General features: G+C 63.1%; 16 protein-coding genes. 10 read left to right on the top strand and 6 right to left on the bottom strand.

Annotated features, from left to right (window positions below):
* The first annotated feature begins 100 nt into the window (after positions 1–100).
* The 4 genes from GGR30_RS16930 (at position 101) to dprA (ending at position 4,147) form a co-directional block, all read left to right on the top strand.
* Positions 101–1,042, top strand: coding sequence for an aspartate carbamoyltransferase catalytic subunit (locus GGR30_RS16930; RefSeq protein WP_183488532.1), 942 nt, complete (start codon positions 101–103; stop codon positions 1,040–1,042).
* Positions 1,039–2,328: a dihydroorotase gene (locus GGR30_RS16925; protein ID WP_183488530.1), complete on the top strand. Its 1,290-nt coding sequence runs from the start codon at positions 1,039–1,041 to the stop codon at positions 2,326–2,328. Before GGR30_RS16930 ends, GGR30_RS16925 begins: the two co-directional genes overlap by 4 nt.
* A 6-nt stretch (positions 2,329–2,334) precedes the next feature.
* Positions 2,335–2,961 carry a glycerol-3-phosphate 1-O-acyltransferase PlsY gene (plsY, locus tag GGR30_RS16920; RefSeq protein ID WP_183488527.1) on the top strand — a complete coding sequence of 209 codons (627 nt, stop codon included), beginning with the start codon at positions 2,335–2,337 and terminating at the stop codon, positions 2,959–2,961.
* Positions 2,962–3,022: 61 nt separating this feature from the next.
* The gene (gene dprA, locus GGR30_RS16915) at positions 3,023–4,147 is read left to right on the top strand and encodes a DNA-processing protein DprA (RefSeq protein WP_183488525.1); all 1,125 of its coding nucleotides are present in this window, start codon (positions 3,023–3,025) and stop codon (positions 4,145–4,147) included.
* Between the two features lie 69 nt (positions 4,148–4,216).
* Here the strand turns inward: dprA and GGR30_RS16910 are convergent, their stop codons facing one another.
* Positions 4,217–4,417 carry a hypothetical protein gene (locus tag GGR30_RS16910; protein WP_183488516.1) on the bottom strand — a complete coding sequence of 67 codons (201 nt, stop codon included), beginning with the start codon at positions 4,415–4,417 and terminating at the stop codon, positions 4,217–4,219.
* Between the two features lie 485 nt (positions 4,418–4,902).
* On the opposite strand from GGR30_RS16910, the gene topA reads away from it, so the two are divergent.
* The 5 genes from topA to GGR30_RS16885 all read left to right on the top strand — a co-directional run bounded on the left by topA (position 4,903) and on the right by GGR30_RS16885 (position 12,225).
* A complete protein-coding gene (gene topA, locus GGR30_RS16905; protein WP_183488514.1) occupies positions 4,903–7,575 on the top strand; it encodes a type I DNA topoisomerase in 2,673 nt (890 codons plus the stop codon).
* Positions 7,572–9,887, top strand: coding sequence for a ribonuclease R (gene rnr / locus GGR30_RS16900; protein WP_183488512.1), 2,316 nt, complete (start codon positions 7,572–7,574; stop codon positions 9,885–9,887). Before topA ends, rnr begins: the two co-directional genes overlap by 4 nt.
* 161 nt (positions 9,888–10,048) lie before the next feature.
* On the top strand, positions 10,049–10,918 hold the full coding sequence (locus GGR30_RS16895; protein WP_183488510.1) for a hypothetical protein: 870 nt from the start codon (positions 10,049–10,051) through the stop codon (positions 10,916–10,918).
* A gap of 285 nt (positions 10,919–11,203) precedes the next feature.
* Entirely contained in the window at positions 11,204–11,650 is a 447-nt protein-coding gene (locus GGR30_RS16890; protein WP_183488508.1) for a DUF983 domain-containing protein, read from the top strand.
* Positions 11,650–12,225 carry an alpha-ketoglutarate-dependent dioxygenase AlkB gene (locus GGR30_RS16885; protein ID WP_183488506.1) on the top strand — a complete coding sequence of 192 codons (576 nt, stop codon included), beginning with the start codon at positions 11,650–11,652 and terminating at the stop codon, positions 12,223–12,225. Before GGR30_RS16890 ends, GGR30_RS16885 begins: the two co-directional genes overlap by 1 nt.
* Positions 12,226–12,234: 9 nt before the next feature.
* On the opposite strand, the gene GGR30_RS16880 is transcribed toward GGR30_RS16885, so the two are convergent.
* From GGR30_RS16880 to GGR30_RS16870, 3 genes are all read right to left on the bottom strand, one after another.
* Positions 12,235–12,558, bottom strand: a complete 324-nt coding sequence (locus GGR30_RS16880) for a DMT family transporter (RefSeq protein WP_183488504.1) — start codon at positions 12,556–12,558, stop codon at positions 12,235–12,237.
* Between the two features lie 106 nt (positions 12,559–12,664).
* Positions 12,665–13,573 (bottom strand): sensor domain-containing diguanylate cyclase, encoded by a 909-nt coding sequence (locus GGR30_RS16875; protein WP_183488502.1) that lies wholly within the window; start codon positions 13,571–13,573, stop codon positions 12,665–12,667.
* Positions 13,574–13,705: 132 nt separating this feature from the next.
* Complete coding sequence (locus GGR30_RS16870) at positions 13,706–14,380, bottom strand: spermidine synthase (protein ID WP_183488500.1); 675 nt, start codon at positions 14,378–14,380, stop codon at positions 13,706–13,708.
* Positions 14,381–14,676: 296 nt separating this feature from the next.
* On the opposite strand from GGR30_RS16870, the gene rpmG reads away from it, so the two are divergent.
* Positions 14,677–14,844 carry a 50S ribosomal protein L33 gene (gene rpmG / locus GGR30_RS16865; protein ID WP_018066542.1) on the top strand — a complete coding sequence of 56 codons (168 nt, stop codon included), beginning with the start codon at positions 14,677–14,679 and terminating at the stop codon, positions 14,842–14,844.
* A 55-nt stretch (positions 14,845–14,899) separates the two neighbouring features.
* On the opposite strand, the gene GGR30_RS16860 is transcribed toward rpmG, so the two are convergent.
* A complete protein-coding gene (locus tag GGR30_RS16860) occupies positions 14,900–16,117 on the bottom strand; it encodes an MFS transporter (RefSeq protein WP_183488498.1) in 1,218 nt (405 codons plus the stop codon).
* Positions 16,118–16,261: 144 nt separating this feature from the next.
* Entirely contained in the window at positions 16,262–17,728 is a 1,467-nt protein-coding gene (locus GGR30_RS16855; protein ID WP_183488496.1) for a cation:proton antiporter, read from the bottom strand.
* Positions 17,729–18,204: the final 476 nt, after the last annotated feature.

Raw genomic sequence — 18,204 nt, 5'->3', positions numbered from 1 at the left:
TCGATATAATCTGTCAAAGCTTGCAGCCGAGCCGGCGAGCCATTATAGACGCCAGGACTTCAAGCGATAGACCGCACGGCCTCATATGGAGGAAAGCTTCATGGTCTTCTTTCCCCACCGCCACCTGATCGGCATCAAGGGCCTTTCGCCCATTGATATCGGGACACTTCTCGACAAGGCCGAAGAGGCCATAGCATTCAATCGTTCCCGCGAAAAGAAAAACAGCGTTCTGCGCGGGCTCACCCAGATCAACCTGTTCTTCGAAGCCTCGACCCGCACGCAAGCTTCCTTCGAGCTGGCCGGCAAGCGGCTGGGCGCCGACGTGATGAATATGTCGGTCGGCAATTCATCGGTGAAAAAAGGCGAAACGCTGATCGACACGGCGATGACGCTGAATGCCATGCACCCCGACGTGCTGGTGATCCGCCATGTTTCGGCAGGCGCGGCAGCACTGCTTTCGCAAAAGGTCGCGTGCTCGGTCATCAATGCCGGAGACGGCGCGCATGAACACCCGACACAGGCGCTGCTCGATGCGCTGACCATCCGACAGGCCAAGGGCCGGCTCGACAATATCGTGGTTGCCATCTGCGGCGACATCCTGCATTCGCGCGTCGCCCGCTCCAACATCATTCTGTTGAACACGATGGGCGCCAGGGTGCGCGTTGTCGGCCCGGCAACGCTTCTGCCCGCCGGGATCCGCGACATGAGCGTCGAGGTGTTCGACAACATGGAAGACGGGCTGAGGGACGCCGACGTGGTGATGATGCTGAGATTGCAGCGCGAGCGCATGTCCGGCGCCTTCGTCCCCTCGATCCGAGAATATTTCCGCTTCTGGGGGCTCGATGCCGAAAAGCTGAAGGCCGCCAAGGAAGATGCGCTGGTGATGCATCCCGGCCCGATGAATCGCGGCGTGGAAATCGCCACCGATGTCGCCGACGGGCCGCAAAGCGTGATCGAGAAACAGGTGGAAATGGGCGTCGCCGTGCGCATGGCCGTGATGGAAACGCTGATGCTCTCGGACAATGGAGGCGCACGGGTATGAAACCGCTGGTTCTGAACAACGCCCGCATCATCGACCCGTCCCGCGATCTTGACGAGACCGGCACGATCATCATCGAGGACGGCCGCATTCTTGCTGCCGGCCGCGATGCGGCTAACCAGGGCGCGCCGGACGGCGCGGAGGTCGTCGATTGCCGCGGCCTTGTCGCCGCCCCCGGTCTCGTCGATGCCCATGTCTTCGTCGGAGAGCCCGGCGCAGAGCACACCGAGACCATCCATTCGGCAAGTCTTGCGGCTGCCGCCGGCGGCATCACCTCCTTCGTGATGATGCCCGACACCCATCCGCCGATCGATGATGTCGCGCTGCTGGAATTCGTGCTGAAGACCGCGCGCGACAATGCTGTGGTCAACATCTTCCCCGCTGCGGCGCTGACCAAGGGGCTTGCCGGCCTCGAGATGACGGAAGTGGGCCTGCTCAAGGGCGAAGGCGCGGTGGCCTTCACCAATGGCCGCTATTCGCTCTCCGACAACCGGGTTCTGCGCCGGGCGATGACTTATGCCCGCGCCTTCGACGCCGTGGTCTCGCTGGAGCCGCGCGACCGTTACCTCAGCGAAACCGGCGTGATGAACGAGGGGCTGTTCGCCAGCTGGCTCGGCCTTTCCGGCATTCCGCGCGAGGCCGAGATCATTCCGCTAGAACGCGACCTGCGGCTCGCAGCCCTGACCGGCGCCCGCTACCACGCAGCCCTGATCTCGGTGCCCGAATCGGTCGAGGCGATCCGCGTCGCCCGAGAACGCGGGGCCTTTGTTTCCAGCGGCATCTCGATCAACAATCTGACGCTGAATGAAAACGACATCGGCGAATACCGCACCTTCTTCAAGCTGACGCCGCCGCTGCGCCACGAAGAGGACCGGCTGCAGATGGTCGAGGCGCTGAAGAACGGGCTGATCGACATCATCGTCTCCTCGCATGATCCGCAGGATGTCGACACCAAGCGCCTGCCCTTTTCCGATGCCGAGGACGGTGCGATCGGGCTTGAGACCATGTTGTCCGCCGCGCTCCGCCTGCATCATTCCGGTGAAGTGCCGCTGATGCGGCTGATCGATGCGATGTCGACCCGACCGGCGAAAGTCTTCGATCTCGATGCCGGTACGCTTCAGCCCGGCGCCCGTGCGGATATCACGCTGATTGATCCGGAAGAGCCATGGATCGTCACGCCCGACCGCCTCGTCTCGCTTTCGAAGAACACAACGTTTGAAAATGCCCGCTTCTCCGGTCGCGCCGTGCGCACCTATGTCGGCGGCAAATGCGTTTATCAGGCAAGCTAGGAGAGGATGAGCATCGTGGGGGAATTATTCGCTTTCGACCTGACGCCTGTTGACGCGCTGATCGTCATCGCGATCGGCTATCTTCTGGGGTCCCTGCCCTTCGGCTATCTCATCACCCGCATGGCCGGCCTCGGCGACATCCGCAAGATGGGCTCCGGCAATATCGGCGCCACCAATGTCCTGCGCACCGGCAAGCGGCATCTCGCCGCCCTCACTTTGCTGCTCGACGCGCTGAAGGCGACCTTCGCCGTCATCATCTGCGCCAAGCTCTATGGTCCTCACGCCGGCCTGATAGCGGGCGCGGCGGCTTTCATTGGCCACCTCTTCCCGGTCTGGCTCGGCTTCAAGGGCGGCAAGGGCGTGGCAACCTATATCGGCGTGCTTCTCGGCGTCGCCCCCGCAGCGGTGCTGATCTTTGCCTTCGTCTGGCTTCTGGTCGCCCGGTTGTCGCGCTACTCTTCGCTGTCGGCTCTCGTCGCCACTCTTGTCATCCCGGTTGCCTTGTGGATAATGGATCAACCGCAGGCTTCAATGGTCATGGCCGTCCTCACTATCATTTCCTGGTGGCGGCACAAGACCAATATCGAGCGCCTGATATCGGGCAAGGAAAGCAGGATCGGAGAAAAAGGGTGACGAACGGTTTGGCTTCTCGCGGCAAAGCGTGCGCGCTGCGTCAGGACATGGAAGCCATACGGTGAGCCCCTCCGGCATCTCGCTGTCCGAGAGCCAGCGCATCGCCTGGCTCCGGCTGATCAGGAGCGACAATGTCGGGCCAGCAACCTTCCGCGAACTCATCAATCATTGCGGCAGCGCCGAAAAGGCGCTCGAAATGCTGCCGGAACTGGCAAAACGCGGCGGCGCGATGAAGCGGATCCGCGTTGCCAGCATTGCCGATGCCGAACGCGAGATGGAGATGGCCGCCCGCCATGACGGCCGCTTCGTCGCCATCGGCGAGCCCGACTATCCGCCGGCTCTGCGCGCGATCGACGGCGCGCCGCCGCTTCTCGCCATGTGTGGCAGCGGCGAGACCGCGACGCGGCCGACGCTCGGCATTGTCGGCGCGCGCAACGCCTCGGTCGCCGGCGCCAAATTCGCCGCCATGATCGCCGCCGCAGCCTCCGGCGCCGGCTATACGGCCGCCTCCGGGCTTGCCCGGGGCATTGACGCCGCCGCCCACCATGCAAGCCTGAAACACGGCACTCTCGCCGCCCTTGCCGGCGGCCTCGACCGGATCTATCCGCCGGAAAATGCCGAGCTCTATCGCAGGATCTGTGCGGAAGGCGGGGTCGCAATCAGCGAAATGCCTTATGGCTGGGAGCCGCGCGCACGGGACTTCCCCCGGCGCAACCGATTGATTGCCGGCTGCGCGCTTGCGGTTGTCGTCGTCGAGGCCGCCATGCGCTCAGGCTCGTTGATCACGGCCAGGCTGGCGAACGAGGCCGGCCGGCTTGTCCTTGCCGTGCCGGGCTCGCCGCTCGATCCGCGAGCTCAGGGAAGCAATGGCCTGATCAAGCAGGGAGCGATGATCGTCTGTTCGCCCGAGGACGTCCTGGAGGCGTTGGCGCCGCTTTCTGATCTGGAGTTGCCGTTGTCCGGCGATGCGGGCGAAGAGAGCGAACCGGAAGGGCAGGCGCAAGTCGAGCCCCGCGAGGACGATCGCCTTCGCGTCGCCGAGGCGCTGGGGCCAAGCCCCTGCGAGATCGACGATCTGATCCGGTTTACCGGGGTGAACGCGGCCAAGGTACAGCTGATCCTGCTGGAGCTTGATCTTGCCGGCCGGCTTGTCCGTCATCCCGGCGGCCGGATATCGCTCACCTGATCGGCTGTGCATTTCCGATCAAATAGGTATCGCCTACACAACTATATATTGAAACAAAAAGATTGGTTTCTACTCTTTTCGGAGATTTGTAATGAGCTGCGACTGCACTTCCCCAGCCTCAAGATAAGCCATATCGATCAGATAGCAGAGAATTTCCGTACCTTCCTTGTCAGAGAGACGGCGTAACTGACCAAGTATCTGCCTTATATAAATAATTTCATCCTCCGTCAGCCTTCTCTCATTGTCGTTTCCGGAAATATTCGCTGGCATTTACTCACCCATCAGCCTTGCATGTCCACCGCATCGCCCTAGCTCTTGTCGTTACCAAACAATACCGTTCCAGATGGGGATTGCAATTACTAAAAGTATTGCCTGCCGGTTGTGCCTGGTTGTATTTATCCGAAATTCGATGACGGGACTTGACCGGAAGCCCAAGCCTGTCCATTTCGGCCAGCATGAAAGCCGACACAAACGTCGGGTTTGCACTGTTCCCCTGTTTCGAGGTAAAGGCAGTGCCGAAAGAGCCAGCGAGAACGCATGCGATGGCAGGGATGTGAACTTTGAACACGCCTCCTCGCATCAGCGCCATCCCGGCAAACGCTGACGGAATATGCCGACCGCGCTCCGGTTTCGGCCTTCATATCCGCGCTGAAAAGATCGGCGGAGGCCACTCGGCTTCCCCCGTCTGTTGACCGCGCCGGGGAGGCAGCCGAAGATGCGCGCGAGAAGGCACAGACAGAATTGAGACGGAAGACATGGACGTAGTCGTTGTAGAGTCCCCCGCCAAGGCGAAGACCATCAACAAATATCTGGGCAAGGACTACAAGGTTCTGGCGTCTTTCGGACATGTGCGCGACCTGCCGCCGAAGGATGGCTCGGTGCTGCCGGACGAGGACTTCGCCATGTCCTGGAAGGTCGACACCGCCTCTGCCAAGCGGGTGAAGGATATCGCCGACGCGGTCAAGGACGCCGACGGCCTCATTCTCGCAACCGACCCGGACAGGGAAGGCGAAGCGATCTCCTGGCATGTGCTCGACCTGCTGAAGAAGAAGAAGGTGCTGAAGGACAAGCCGGTCAAGCGCGTCGTCTTCAACGCCATCACCAAGAAGGCCGTGCTCGATGCCATGGCCAATCCGCGCGACATCGACGAGGCGCTGGTGAATGCCTATCTCGCCCGCCGCGCGCTCGATTACCTCGTCGGCTTCAACCTGTCGCCTGTGCTATGGCGCAAGCTGCCGGGCGCCCGCTCGGCCGGCCGCGTTCAGTCGGTGGCGCTCCGCCTCGTCTGCGACCGCGAAAGCGAGATCGAACGCTTCATTCCGGAAGAATACTGGAACATCGTCGCCGACCTGAAGACGGTGCGCGGTGATGCCTTCGAGGCCCGCCTCGTGCAGGCTGATGGCAAGCGCGTCCAGAAGAACTCGATCAAGGACGGCGAGCATGCCGGCCGCATCAAGGAACTGCTCGAAGGCGCGACCTATTCGGTGGCAAGCGTCGAGGCAAAGCCCGTGCGCCGCAATCCCGGCCCGCCCTTTACCACCTCGACCCTGCAGCAGGCAGCCTCCTCCCGCCTCAGCTTTTCTGCCTCGCGGACGATGCAGGTCGCCCAGCGGCTTTACGAAGGCGTGGATATCGGCGGCGAAACCGCCGGCCTCATCACCTATATGCGTACCGACGGCGTTTCCATGGCGCCCGAGGCCATCACCGGCGCCCGTGATGCGATCGGCGATCAGTTCGGCCAGCGTTACCTGCCGGAAAGCCCCCGGCATTATTCGGTGAAGGCCAAGAACGCGCAGGAAGCCCACGAGGCCATCCGCCCGACAGACTTCACCCGCACGCCGCAATCGGTGAAGAAATATCTCGATGCCGACCAGTTCCGCCTCTACGATCTCGTCTGGAAGCGCGGCATCGCCAGCCAGATGGCATCCGCCGAGATGGAACGCACCACGGCCGAGATCACCGCAGCCAAGGGCGGCGAGACCGCCGGCCTGCGCGCCGTCGGCACGGTCGTAAAGTTCGACGGCTTCCTCAAGGCCTATGCCGACAATCGTGAGGAAAAGCAGCCGTCCGACGATGACGAGGATGATGGTCGCCTGCCCGAGATCAACGCCCAGGAAAGCGTCGACAAGGACAAGATCCGCGCCACCCAGCATTTCACCGAGCCGCCGCCGCGCTATTCGGAAGCCTCGCTGATCAAGAAGCTGGAAGAGCTCGGCATCGGCCGCCCGTCGACCTATGCCTCGACGCTGGCGACGCTGCGCGACCGCGAATATATCGCCATCGAAAACCGCAAGCTGACGCCGGAGGCCAAGGGCCGGCTGGTGACGGCCTTCCTTGAAAACTTCTTCAATCGCTATGTGGAATATGATTTCACCGCCGACCTTGAGGAAAAGCTCGACAAGATTTCCGACGGTTCGCTGGAGTGGAAGCAGGTCCTGCGCGATTTCTGGAAGGATTTTTTCGCCCAGATCGAGGACACCAAGGAACTGCGCGTCACCAATGTTCTTGACGCGCTTAACGAGGCGCTGGCGCCGCTCGTCTTCCCCAAGCGGGAGGACGGTTCCGATCCGCGCACCTGCCAGGTTTGCGGCACCGGCAAGCTTTCGCTGAAGCTCGGCAAATACGGCGCCTTCGTCGGCTGCTCGAACTATCCGGAATGCAACTTCACCCGCCAGCTCGGCGCGGACGCCGATGCCGAGGCCAATGGCATCAATCCGAACGAGCCGAACGAACTCGGCGTTGACCCCGAAACCGGCGAGACCGTGACGCTGAGGACCGGTCGTTTCGGTCCCTACGTTCAGCGCGGCGAAGGCAAGGAAGCCAAACGGACGTCTCTGCCCAAGGGCTGGAAGCCGGAAGACATCGATCTCGAAAAGGCGCTGCAGCTTCTGTCGCTGCCGAGGGAGGTCGGACCGCATCCGGAAGACGGCAAGATGATTTCCGCCGGCCTCGGGCGCTATGGTCCCTTCGTGCTTCATGACGGCACCTATGCCAATGTGGAGAGCATCGAGGATGTGTTCTCCGTCGGCGTCAACCGCGCCGTCTCGATCATCGCCGACAAGCGCGCCAATGGCGGACGCCGCCGCTCCGCGCCGGCCGCGCTGAAGTCGCTCGGCGAACATCCCGATGGCGGCGGCGAAGTGACCGTCAATGACGGCCGCTACGGTCCTTACGTGAAATGGGGCAAGATCAACGCCACGCTGCCGAAGGGCAAGGACCCGCAGTCAGTGACCATGGAAGAGGCGATTCCGCTTCTGACGGCGCGCATGGAAAAGACCGGCGCAAAAAAGCCTGCCAAGAAGAAGGCTCCGGCCAAGAAGCCCGCAGCCAAGAAGACAACATCCAAAACCGCTTCGGCAACCAAGAAGGCATCGGCTTCGAAAAAGAAGAAGACCGATGAGGCCGAGGCCGAAAAGAGCGACAGTTGAGCGCAAAACCGAAAACCGGCCCGGCTTCCAATAAGCCCGACGCAATCATTCACGGCGATGTGCCGCCGCGCGATGTGCTGTTGAAGTTCATCGCCGACAATCCCGACCGCGCGTCAAAGCGCGAGATCGCCAAGGCCTTCGGCATCAAGGGCGCGGCCCGCGTCGAACTGAAGGACCTGCTGCGCGACCTCGAGGACGAGGGCATGCTGCAGAAGAAGCGCAAGAGCTTGGTCCGTCCCGGCGCGCTGCCGCCCGTTACCGTGCTCGACATCACCACCCGCGACAAGGATGGCGAGCTGATCGGCCGGCCAGCCGAATGGCCGGAGGAGGAAGGGGCAGCCCCTGCCGTCCTCATCCGCCAGTCCGGCGGCGGCAAGAACGGCAAGCGCAAGGTGCCGACCGCCGGCCTCAACGACAGGATCGTCGCCAAGATCTTCCCGTCGAAATCGGAAACCGGCCCGGCCTATACCGCCCGCATCATCAAGGTGATCGACAAGCGGCGCGCGGCAGCGCTGGGCGTTATCCGCATGTTCGACGATGGTTCGGCCCGGCTAATGCCGATCGACCGCCGCGACAACGAGATCGCCATCGACGAGACCGCGCTCAACGGCGCGAAGGACGGAGACCTTGTGGAGGCCGATGTCAAGCGCTCGGGCCGCTACGGCCTGCCGCGCGGCGAGGTGCTGACCATTGTCGGTTCGCTGGCGTCGGAAAAAGCCGTGTCGATGATCGCCATCCATTCGCACGGCATTCCGCATATCTTCCCGAAAGAAGTGATCGACGAGGCCGAAGCGGCCAAGCCCGCGACGATGAAGAACCGCGAGGACTGGCGCGACGTGCCGCTCGTCACCATCGACCCGGCTGATGCCAAGGACCATGACGACGCGGTCTTCGCCGAACCCGACGAGCGGCCTGAAAACGAGGGCGGCGTTATCGTCACCGTCGCGATTGCCGATGTTTCCTATTACGTCCGCCACAAGTCGGCGCTTGATCGGGAGGCGCTGAAGCGCGGCAATTCGGTCTATTTTCCCGACCGCGTCGTGCCGATGCTGCCGGAACGCATCTCCAACGACCTCTGCTCGCTGCGCGAGGGCGAGGATCGGCCCGCCATGGCCGTGCGCATGGTTTTCTCGAAGGATGGCCGCAAGGCCTCCCATACCTTCCATCGCATCATGATGAAGAGCGCGGCGAAGCTTTCCTATCAACAGGCGCAGGCCGCCATCGACGGCAAGACCGACGACAAGACCGGTCCGCTGCTGGAACCCGTGCTGAAGCCGCTCTGGGCCGCCTACGAGACGATGAAGCGCGGGCGCGACCGCCGCCAGCCGCTGGAACTCGACATGCCCGAGCGCCGCATCCTGCTGAAGGATGACGGCACGGTGGACAAGGTTGTGGTGCCGCCGCGTCTCGATGCGCACAAGCTCATCGAGGAAATGATGATCCAGGCGAATGTGGCGGCTGCCGAAACGCTGGAGAAGAAGCGCCAGGCGCTGATCTACCGCACCCATGACGCGCCGTCGCTTTCCAAGCAGGAGAGCCTGCGCGAATTCCTGGCGACGCTTTCCATTCCGCTCGCCAAGGGCGGCAATCTCAGGGCCAATTCCTACAACGGCATCCTGTCGAAGGCCGAGCAATCGCCGCAGAAGGACTTGATCAACGAAATGGTGCTGCGTTCGCAGAGCCAGGCCGTCTATTCGCCGGAAAATGGCGGACATTTCGGTCTGAACCTGATGAAGTACGCGCATTTCACCTCGCCGATCCGCCGCTATGCCGACCTGATCGTCCATCGCGCGCTGGTGGCCGCCCTGCACCTTGGCGAGGGCGGTCTGGAGCGCGAGGAGGAAGAGCAGCTCGACGATATCGCCGCCGAAATCTCCACCTTCGAGCGCCGCGCCATGGCCGCCGAACGCGAGACCGTCGACCGGCTGATTGCCCATCATCTGGCCGGCCGCATCGGCGAGAGTTTCGACGGCCGCGTTGCCGGCGTCACCCGCTCCGGCCTGTTCATCGCCCTGCCGGAATATGGGGCTGATGGCTTCGTGCCGGTCTCCACCCTTGGCGGCGATTATTATGTGCATGACGAGGTGCGTCAGGCGCTGGTCGGCGAGCGCTCCAATCTCGGCTATCAGCTTGGCGACAATGTCGAGGTTCAGCTTGTGGAGGCGATCCCGCTTGCGGGCGCGCTGCGCTTCGAAATGCTGTCGTCCGGCCGCAAGCTCCCCGCCCCCACCCGCTCCTTCCACAAATCGAAGACCGGCCGCCCGATGCGCGGCGGCGGCGCGGGACGGCGCAGCGGACGCGGGCGGCGCTAGACCGGGCCACAGGCTTTCTCGGACTTTTATTAGAACTATTGCATAAAAGACGGCGGCCGGACGGGCCGCCTACCTTGACTGATCGCAAGCTTCGGATAACGCTATCATCGCCGGAGCGGGTCTAAGGGGGATGCCGCCCGAGCGAACAGGGGAACATCCGAATGAACTCGATCAGCTCTGCCTTCGCGGCGGCGCTTGCCGCTGGCGTTCTTTCTCTCGCGCCGATGGCGCAGGCGCAGCAAGCCGTGCCCTATGCCCAGTTCAATGGCTGGGAAATCACCCAGATCAAGGATAATGGCCAGGTGACGGCCTGCGAGGCCATGCGCATCACCGGCTCGGAAGAAGGCCTTTTCTTCCGCCATGACGCGTCGACCACCGGCATCGGCTTTTCGAGCTACGCTTCGGCCGCCTCACCCTTTCCGGTCGATGTCGAGATGTGGTTCGACGGCGATCGGTCTTCGCGCATGACCTATGCGATGCAGCTTGTGCCCGACCAGTACACATTCGAGTGGCGCACGCTGCTTCTGCCGAATGACGAGCCCTGGGGCGAGATCGACCTCTTCGCCAACGCCTCCTCCATCCATTTCGGCTACGACACCGGCACGGGCTGGAACGAGGTGGCCTTTGCGCTTTCCGGCAGCAGCCGGGCCTCGGAGGAAACCTTCGCCTGTTTCCAGAATGCCTCGAGCCCGCCGCCGGCACAGCCGCAGCAGCAATCCTCCGGCCCGAACGTGATCTACGGCTCCTGCAAGCTGATCGTTGCCGGCAAGACCTATGTGGACATGGCCGCCGGCTGCCCGATCTGGCTTGCCAATGACGGCACCGGCACGTTCTGGATCAACACCGACCGGGAAAACTATCTCGGCCAGTACTTTGCGGAGGTTTCACCCTTCGGCGACGGAACGGCAGGCGCGCACTGGAATGCCGAGCCCGGCGCCACCCACGCCCAGGCCCCGCTCGGCGAAGGCTTCCGCCTGACAGGCGGCGGCTGCTGGACCAACGGCAACGCCACGGTCTGCGCCGCGCGGTAAGGACAGTCTCGGCTGTAGCTGTACGGCATGCACCGGCCTCGCCGCCAACAATCTCCCCCCTTGAGGGGGAGATGTCGCGAACGCGACAGAGGGGGGTATCGAAGCCAACCTCTGGCGCAAGACCGTGTAGCAATCGGTTCCCCCCCTCTGCCCCTGTCGGGGCATCTCCCCCTCAAGGGGGGAGATCGGGGGACACTGCCCATGCCGCGATACCCGCCACAGTCACCCCCACACCATTGCGTTTCGTCAGACTTTCGGGATAAATCGGGCCTCACGGAGGATACCATGTCCGAACAGGCCGACGACAATCACCACCGCTATGGCGACAAGCCGGATGACGAGCGCCGGCTCGCGCCCGCCATGCTGACGGGCCTGAAGGGCCGCTGCCCCGCCTGCGGCAAGGGAAAGCTGTTCTACAAATATCTGAAGACCGTGGACCATTGCGAAAACTGCGGCACGGAAATCCATCACCACCGCGCCGACGACCTGCCGGCCTATCTCGTTATCCTCGTGCTCGGCCATTTCATGGTCGGCGGCTACATGACCGGCGCGGAACTCTTCGACGTGCCCGATTGGGTGCACCTCGCCGTCTGGGTCCCGCTCACGGCGCTTACCGCCTTCGCCCTCATCCAGCCCATGAAAGGCGCAGTCATCGGCCTGCAATGGGCGCTCAAGATGCACGGATTCGACGGCAAGGGACGCGAAGAGGCGGTGGATTATTCCGAGCGGTGATGAATACGCTCTTCGACATGGGTGATGACCTGCCACCGGGCGCCGCCATTCTGCCGGAGTTCGTTGCGCCTTCGGAGGAGGTCGCCCTGGCGCAAGCGCTTGATGCTCTTGCCTGGAGCACGGAACTCAAGCGACGGGTCCAGCACTTCGGCTATCGCTATGATTACAAAGCCCGCGCGGTGACGCCCGATGCCTATATCGGACCTCTGCCCGATTGGCTCGACGATGTTACCGAGAAGCTTCAAGTGGTATTCGGCGAGAAGCCAGACCAGGTGATTGCAAACGAATATCTTCCGGGACAGGGCATCAGCGCCCATATCGACTGTCCGCCCTGCTTCGGCGAAACGATCGTGTCTCTCAGTCTTCTGTCATCCTGCGAAATGATCTTTCGCCGCGGTGAAGCAAAGCGCGCCGTCCTTCTCGATCCACGCTCCGCGCTGATCATGCAAGGATCGGCCCGCTATGACTGGACGCATGAAATCCCGGCACGCAAGAGCGACAGTGTCGCAGGCGCGAAAATCAGCCGGCAGCGCCGTATTTCGCTGACGTTCAGAAGGACCATCCGCGTCGCCTGACGCCGTGCATCACCCCTGACCGCCCGAAAGCTTCATCAGCACGATCCCCGAAATAATCAGCGCCGCCGCAATCAGCCTTCCGGGCGTTGCCGCCTCGCCGAGAACGGCCACGCCGACGGCGAAGGCGCCGATGGCGCCGATGCCGGTCCAGATCGTGTAGGCCGTGCCGAGCGGCAGCGTGCGCATGGAGATCGACAACAGCACGAAGCTGGCGGCAGCGGCGATGATGGTGACGAGCGTGGGGGTGAGAAGGGTGAAGCCCGCGGACTTTTTCATCGAAAAGGCCCAGACGATCTCGAGAACACCGGCAATTGCGAGAATGAACCAGGCCATGACGCGGCCCTCCTTTTGATCAAGAGTGGCCGGGCCGTCCCGGATGGGTATCGATTGGCGCGGGCCGTCCCGCGCGGGACTTCTCTAGCCGCTGCGCGCTCCGGGGTCAATCGGCGAGGCAGACCCTGTTCTTGCCGGCGCGTTTTGCCTTGTAGAGCGCGGCATCGGCGCGGGCGTAGAGATCGGCCTGATCCTCGCGGCGGGCCGCGGAGGCTATGCCGGCGGAAAAGGAATAGGCAAATTCCGGGTGCTCGGAAAATGGCCGCAACGCGCCCACGTCCTCAAGCATCGCCTCGACGGCGCCAGCGGCCTCTGCCGGCGTCATGCGCGGCAGAACAAGGCCGAATTCCTCGCCGCCGAGCCGACCGAAACAGTCGACCCGCCGGACCAGCGTCGAAATCTTCTGGGCAAAGCCGATCAGCAACCGGTCGCCGAAGGCGTGGCCGAAGCGGTCGTTCACCTGCTTGAAATTGTCGACGTCGAAGATCGCGAAACAGCCCGCCGGGCTCCTGCCCGTCTCCGGCTCGCGCTCGACCATGTCGGAAAGCCGCTCCATCAGAAAGCGGCGGTTGGCGATGCCCGTCAGTTCGTCCGTCAGCGATGACCTGAGCGCGATGTCGCGCTCCTGCCTCAGCGTCCGGCCCTGGGCGCGAAGCGGCGTGATGTCGCTTGCAAGGCACAGCATCCAGCCGTCCTCGTCCACCGTCTCCGTCATCCACAGCCAGGTGCCGTCATGCACATCGGTCTCGAAGGCGCGGAACGGCACCTTGCCGCGCCGCGACAGCGTGCCCTTCAGCCAGAGTTCGAAATCCGGATTGGAAATCACCGTTCCGCGCCGTGCGTGAAAATTGCGGCGCATCAGATCCGGCCAGAGCGGATATTCCTCCGCCGCAAGATAGAAGGTTTCCCGGTACTTCCGGTTGGCGAAGATCAGCCTGTCCTCTTCATCGAACACCGCGAAAAACACGTCGGTCAGTTCCATGAAGCGAAGAATGCGTCTCAGTTTGCTTTCCATGAAAAGGAAGCGTCCTCTTTCTTGTCTCAGCGCACGCTGCGGACAATGGCACGCCTGATAACTCTATGGTTAAGACAGGCGGACGGGTCAACAGTTCCGGGCGGTTTTGCCACGCCAGAAGGCTTTTTGCAGCTATCGCGCGAGACCGAGCCAGATCACATGTTTCAGCCCGCGCTTCTTGCGATGGGCGCGCACCGTCTTCGCCTCGGTCTCGAACCCGCTCTTCTTCAGGCGCGCGGTGAAGCGGTCATCGGGATGCGCCGACCAGACGGCGAGCACGCCGCCCTTTTTCAAGGCTCGTTTCGAGGCGGCAAGACCGGAAAGACTGTAGAGCCGGTCATTGTCTTCCCGTGTCAGCCCGTCCGGCCCGTTGTCGACATCCAGCAGGATCGCGTCGAAGCTGTTCCGCGAGGCCGCGATCAACTGCGTCACGTCGCCCTCGTAAATCTCCACGCGGGGATCATCGAGCGCCCCCTCAAACACGGCGGCCATCGGCCCGCGCGCCCAGGCGATGACCGCCGGCACCAGTTCGGCGACCACGATACGGGCATCCTTGGGCAGAACCGCAAGGGCGGCGCGCAGCGTGAAGCCCATGCCGAGACCGCCGATCAGGACAGACGGCCGGTCCCGACCGGCGATCCTTTCGGCAGCAAGTTCGGCAAGCGCCTCCTCGGAGCCCGAAAGCCGGCTGTTCATCAGCTCGTTCGCGCCGAGCATGATGGAGAACTCGGTTCCGCGCTGCTTCAGCCGCAGCGTGCCCGCCTCGCCCGGAATTTCGGCCTCATCGAGTTCGACCCATGGAATCATTGCCGGCTCCCTCTCCAGAATGCGGTGGTTGCGCCCGGCGTGTTTTAGGGGCAGAATCGCCCCTGCGGCAACAAAAGTTTGGCCGGAAGGGCAAGGCAAACGGTTTTGCGGCCACTCAGCCTTGACTTTTGCGCGAAGATTCGTAGTGTCCCGCCAGATTTTGCCGTGGCGAAGGCCCGGCGAGCCCAGCGAAGCGTCCGATGCGGGCGCTTCTTGATTTTTTAGGTAACAGTCCGGGCGTACCGGTTCCGCTTTCTCCAGGATGGAGGGCGGATTGCTCTTGAAGGCAGAAGAACATGGCAAAAGCAACAACGATCAAGATCAAGCTGCTGTCGACGGCAGACACCGGCTTTTTCTACGTCACCAAGAAGAACAGCCGCACGATGACGGAAAAGATGGTCAAGACCAAATATGATCCGATCGCGCGCAAGCACGTCGAATTCAAGGAAGCCAAGATCAAGTAAGATCTTAGTTTTTTCTGGATTTGTGAAAGCCCGGCCTTTCTGGACCGGGCTTTTTCTATGCGCCGGCCCGTTTCAGAAGACGGCGGCGCAGGCCGGCCATCAGGACAGCCAGGGCAAGGCTGACGAGGCCCATCGCCGCGATCTGGCCAGGGTAGAAGACGCCGGCGTCGATCAGATAGCCGGTCAGCCCGGGGCCGACGGCGGTGGAAAACACGATCGCCGCGATCACCACGGCGCGGATGCTGCCGAGATGGCGCGCGCCGTAGAGCTCCGGCCAGAGCGAGCCGTTGAGCGTGCCCGACGCGCCCATCGAGCAGCCGATCAGCGGCATGAAGAGGAAGGGCGTCCATTCAGCGCCCGAAACGCCGATGATCAGGCAGGCGGCGGCAATCGGCAGCAGCATGAAGGGCATGACCGCGACCGATGAGAACCGGTCGACCATGACGCCGGTTGCCAGCATCGCCGCCAGGCTCGAAATCGACATCAGGAAGAACGAGCCCGCGAACATTTCCAGCGTCCAGCCGCGCAGTTCCACCATATAGACCTGGTGGAAGAAGATCGTGGTGCCGATGAAGGGCGGCGCGAGGAAGACGGCGAGGATTGCCCAGAACAAGGGGTCGCGCAGCACCTCGCCACGCGTCCAGTCGCGCGGCGCTATCTGCACCTTGTGGCCGGTCGCTGCCGATTGCGGCTCGCGCTCCACCCGCATCAGGGCGATGATCAGCGGCAGACCGACGGCGAGCGTCAGGGCGGCAGCGGCAACCCAGCTTCCGCGCCAGCCGACCAGGCCGGACACCGCCACGAAGATCAACGGAAAGCTGGCCTCCGCCGTCTGCAGGCCGAGCGAGGAGAAGGAGACGGCACGTCCGCGCATGGCATTGAACCAGCGGCCCATGGCGGTCACCGCGATGTGGCTCATCATGCCCTGGCCGAAGAGCCGCAGCATGTAGAGCGCAATGAACAGCAGGAAAATCCACTGGGAAAAGGCCATCAGCAGGCAGGCAAGCGCCAGAAGCGGCATGACGAGGAACACCACCTGCACCACGCTGCGATGGTCGACGATCCGGCCGAGACGCGTGAGCGTTGCCGCGCTCAGAAGCGTCGCGCCCATGTAGATGAGGCCGAAATCGCCGTGACTGAGGCCATATTCGGCGCGGATATCGCCGGCCGAAAGCGAGATGAAATAGGTCTGGCCGAAGGCGGTGAAGTAGTTCATCAAGAACGCGCCGCCCACCCAGCGGGCGTTTTCGCGCAGGAATGCAAGGACGGTCATCAGGATATCCCGGTATGGAAAGGTCGGGCCGAACCGAAGGCATCGCCTTCCTCCCGGCCTGGCATACCGGGGCCCGCCGCCGGAAGGGCGGTAAGCTGAACAGGCGTCAGGTTAACGGAGCTTGGGTCCGAGGTAAAGCGGCTGTTACTCCGCCTTGTCGCCCTCGGGTGCGTGCGGCGCGGGCTTTTCTGCGCTGGCAGATCCGGCCTTTGCCGCTGCCGCCTGCTTTTCCCGCGCCATCTCCGCCTTGCGCTCGGCCTTTCTACGGCGGCGCTCGCGCCGCGCATGGCTGAGCGCGACAAGCCTTGCCCTCGCACCCGCAGCCATCCGCCCGACGAAGATGCGGCCGCGATCGACCTCCCGCAGCTCCTGGGCATAGGCAACGGCAAGAGCGTTGCGATAGCTCTGCAGCCCCTCGCTGAAGCTCGCCTCGAGCCGGCGCATCACCGAGACCCAGACGGGCGAGACCAGAAGCGAGATCGCCGTCATGGCGATGACGAGGCGGTAGAGGTCCTCGCCGAGCGCGCCGGCGGCAAGGCCGGCTGCGGCCAGCACGAAGGAGAATTCGCCGACCTGGGCCATGGAAAGCCCGGCGACCAGCGCCGTCTGGGCCGAGGAGCCTGTCCAGCGCAGGAACATCACGTTGAGCACGGATTTGGCGGCGATCACGCCGACGGCGGCCAGGAGCACGGTCAGAAGATTGTTCCAGATGAAGCCGAGATCGATCAGAAGGCCTATGGAGAGGAAGAAGATCACCAGAAGCACGCTCTGGATCGGCTCGACGACCGGAATGACGCGGCTGCGAAGCGTGGAATTGCCGACGCATATGCCGGCGAGAAAGGCGCCATAGGCCGGCGAAAGCCCGGCCACGCCCGAAAGGGCAGCCGCCGAAAAGCAGAGCGCCAGCGCGCCGAGCGCCAGAAGCTCGACCTTGTCCTCCACCTTCTCCGCATAGGGGATCTTCAGCTTGCCGTACCGGCCGAAATACCAGAGCAGGCCCGCCATGATGCCGACGGCGACAACCACGCGGACCGCCGTCGACGTCACGTCGAAGCCCTCGCCGCCAAAACTCGAGACGAAGATCAGCATCGGCACCACGGCGATGTCCTGGGCAATCAGCACGCCGACGGCGATCCGGCCGGCATCGCCGCGCAGAACCCCCATCTCGTCCAGCATCTTCATCGCCACCACGGTCGAGGACATGGCGATGACGAAGCTGAGGATCACGATTTCCCGTGTGGTGGCATCGAGCAGGAAGCCGATGACGAGGGCGAGGACCGCGGCGCTCGCCAGTTGGCCGGCCACCACCAGCAGCGCCTGACGGAGTGACACGACGAAGGCCCTGATCGACAGTTCCATGCCGATGAAGAACAGCAGAACGACCACGCCCATCTCGCCGAGAAAGGCGACGCTGTCGCTGTTGGCGATCAGCCCCATTCCCGTCGGGCCGAGCAGGATGCCGGCGAGGATGAAGCCAACCAGCGGCGGCTGGCGCAGCCAGAGAAAACCGAGACCGGCAAGTGCGGCAACCGCGATGACGAGCGCGACGGCGGCGAAACTGCCGCCATGGGACGCGCCGTGGGTGACGGCCTCGTGAACTACCTGCTCCATCTCGTACCTCTTGCCGGTGGCCCGAAAGCCGCTCGCTTGTCCACAGAATAGAAGCCATCGCACAAAATGCTCAAGCAATCCCTACCGCGACAGGCTAGAAGCCGCCTCAAGGCGCCCCGTTCCGAGAAAAATCGCGCGTTTGACATTGCGCATGTAAACGGACCGCAAAGCCTGACAGTCTGGGAAAATGGGAGGTTTTCAGGCCGGACCGGACCAAGGGCGCTTCCGCAACGCAACAACGATTTTTCTTTGCCAAGCGTGGAAACCGTCATATATTCGTAACCATAAATGGAGGAGACAAAATGAGTTTATCACGGTCCCTGCATACGATCCTGATCGGAGCCGCATTCGTTTTCGTAACGGCGATGCTCTTCATCTGAACCGGATCGGGGCGCTCCGGCGCCTTCCCTGCCAAGGCGACGCCGGTTGGAACCGGCCGCCATAGTTTTGCGTTGATATGGTCCTACATTCGGCCA

This window comes from Martelella radicis (assembly GCF_014196625.1).
Classification (GTDB): domain Bacteria; phylum Pseudomonadota; class Alphaproteobacteria; order Rhizobiales; family Rhizobiaceae; genus Martelella; species Martelella radicis.
This window is presented reverse-complemented; position numbering and strand designations above follow the sequence as displayed.

Excerpts from the sequence above, each read along its gene's own strand:
- GGR30_RS16930 (WP_183488532.1), top strand. The coding sequence starts at position 101 with ATGGTCTTCTTTCCCCACCGCCACCTGATCGGCATCAAGGGCCTTTCG.
- GGR30_RS16925 (WP_183488530.1), top strand. The coding sequence starts at position 1,039 with ATGAAACCGCTGGTTCTGAACAACGCCCGCATCATCGACCCGTCCCGC.
- plsY (WP_183488527.1), top strand. The coding sequence starts at position 2,335 with ATGAGCATCGTGGGGGAATTATTCGCTTTCGACCTGACGCCTGTTGAC.
- GGR30_RS16910 (WP_183488516.1), bottom strand. The coding sequence starts at position 4,417 with ATGCCAGCGAATATTTCCGGAAACGACAATGAGAGAAGGCTGACGGAG.
- topA (WP_183488514.1), top strand. The coding sequence starts at position 4,903 with ATGGACGTAGTCGTTGTAGAGTCCCCCGCCAAGGCGAAGACCATCAAC.
- GGR30_RS16895 (WP_183488510.1), top strand. The coding sequence starts at position 10,049 with ATGAACTCGATCAGCTCTGCCTTCGCGGCGGCGCTTGCCGCTGGCGTT.
- GGR30_RS16890 (WP_183488508.1), top strand. The coding sequence starts at position 11,204 with ATGTCCGAACAGGCCGACGACAATCACCACCGCTATGGCGACAAGCCG.
- GGR30_RS16885 (WP_183488506.1), top strand. The coding sequence starts at position 11,650 with ATGAATACGCTCTTCGACATGGGTGATGACCTGCCACCGGGCGCCGCC.
- GGR30_RS16880 (WP_183488504.1), bottom strand. The coding sequence starts at position 12,558 with ATGGCCTGGTTCATTCTCGCAATTGCCGGTGTTCTCGAGATCGTCTGG.
- GGR30_RS16875 (WP_183488502.1), bottom strand. The coding sequence starts at position 13,573 with ATGGAAAGCAAACTGAGACGCATTCTTCGCTTCATGGAACTGACCGAC.
- GGR30_RS16870 (WP_183488500.1), bottom strand. The coding sequence starts at position 14,380 with ATGATTCCATGGGTCGAACTCGATGAGGCCGAAATTCCGGGCGAGGCG.
- rpmG (WP_018066542.1), top strand. The coding sequence starts at position 14,677 with ATGGCAAAAGCAACAACGATCAAGATCAAGCTGCTGTCGACGGCAGAC.
- GGR30_RS16860 (WP_183488498.1), bottom strand. The coding sequence starts at position 16,117 with ATGACCGTCCTTGCATTCCTGCGCGAAAACGCCCGCTGGGTGGGCGGC.
- GGR30_RS16855 (WP_183488496.1), bottom strand. The coding sequence starts at position 17,728 with ATGGAGCAGGTAGTTCACGAGGCCGTCACCCACGGCGCGTCCCATGGC.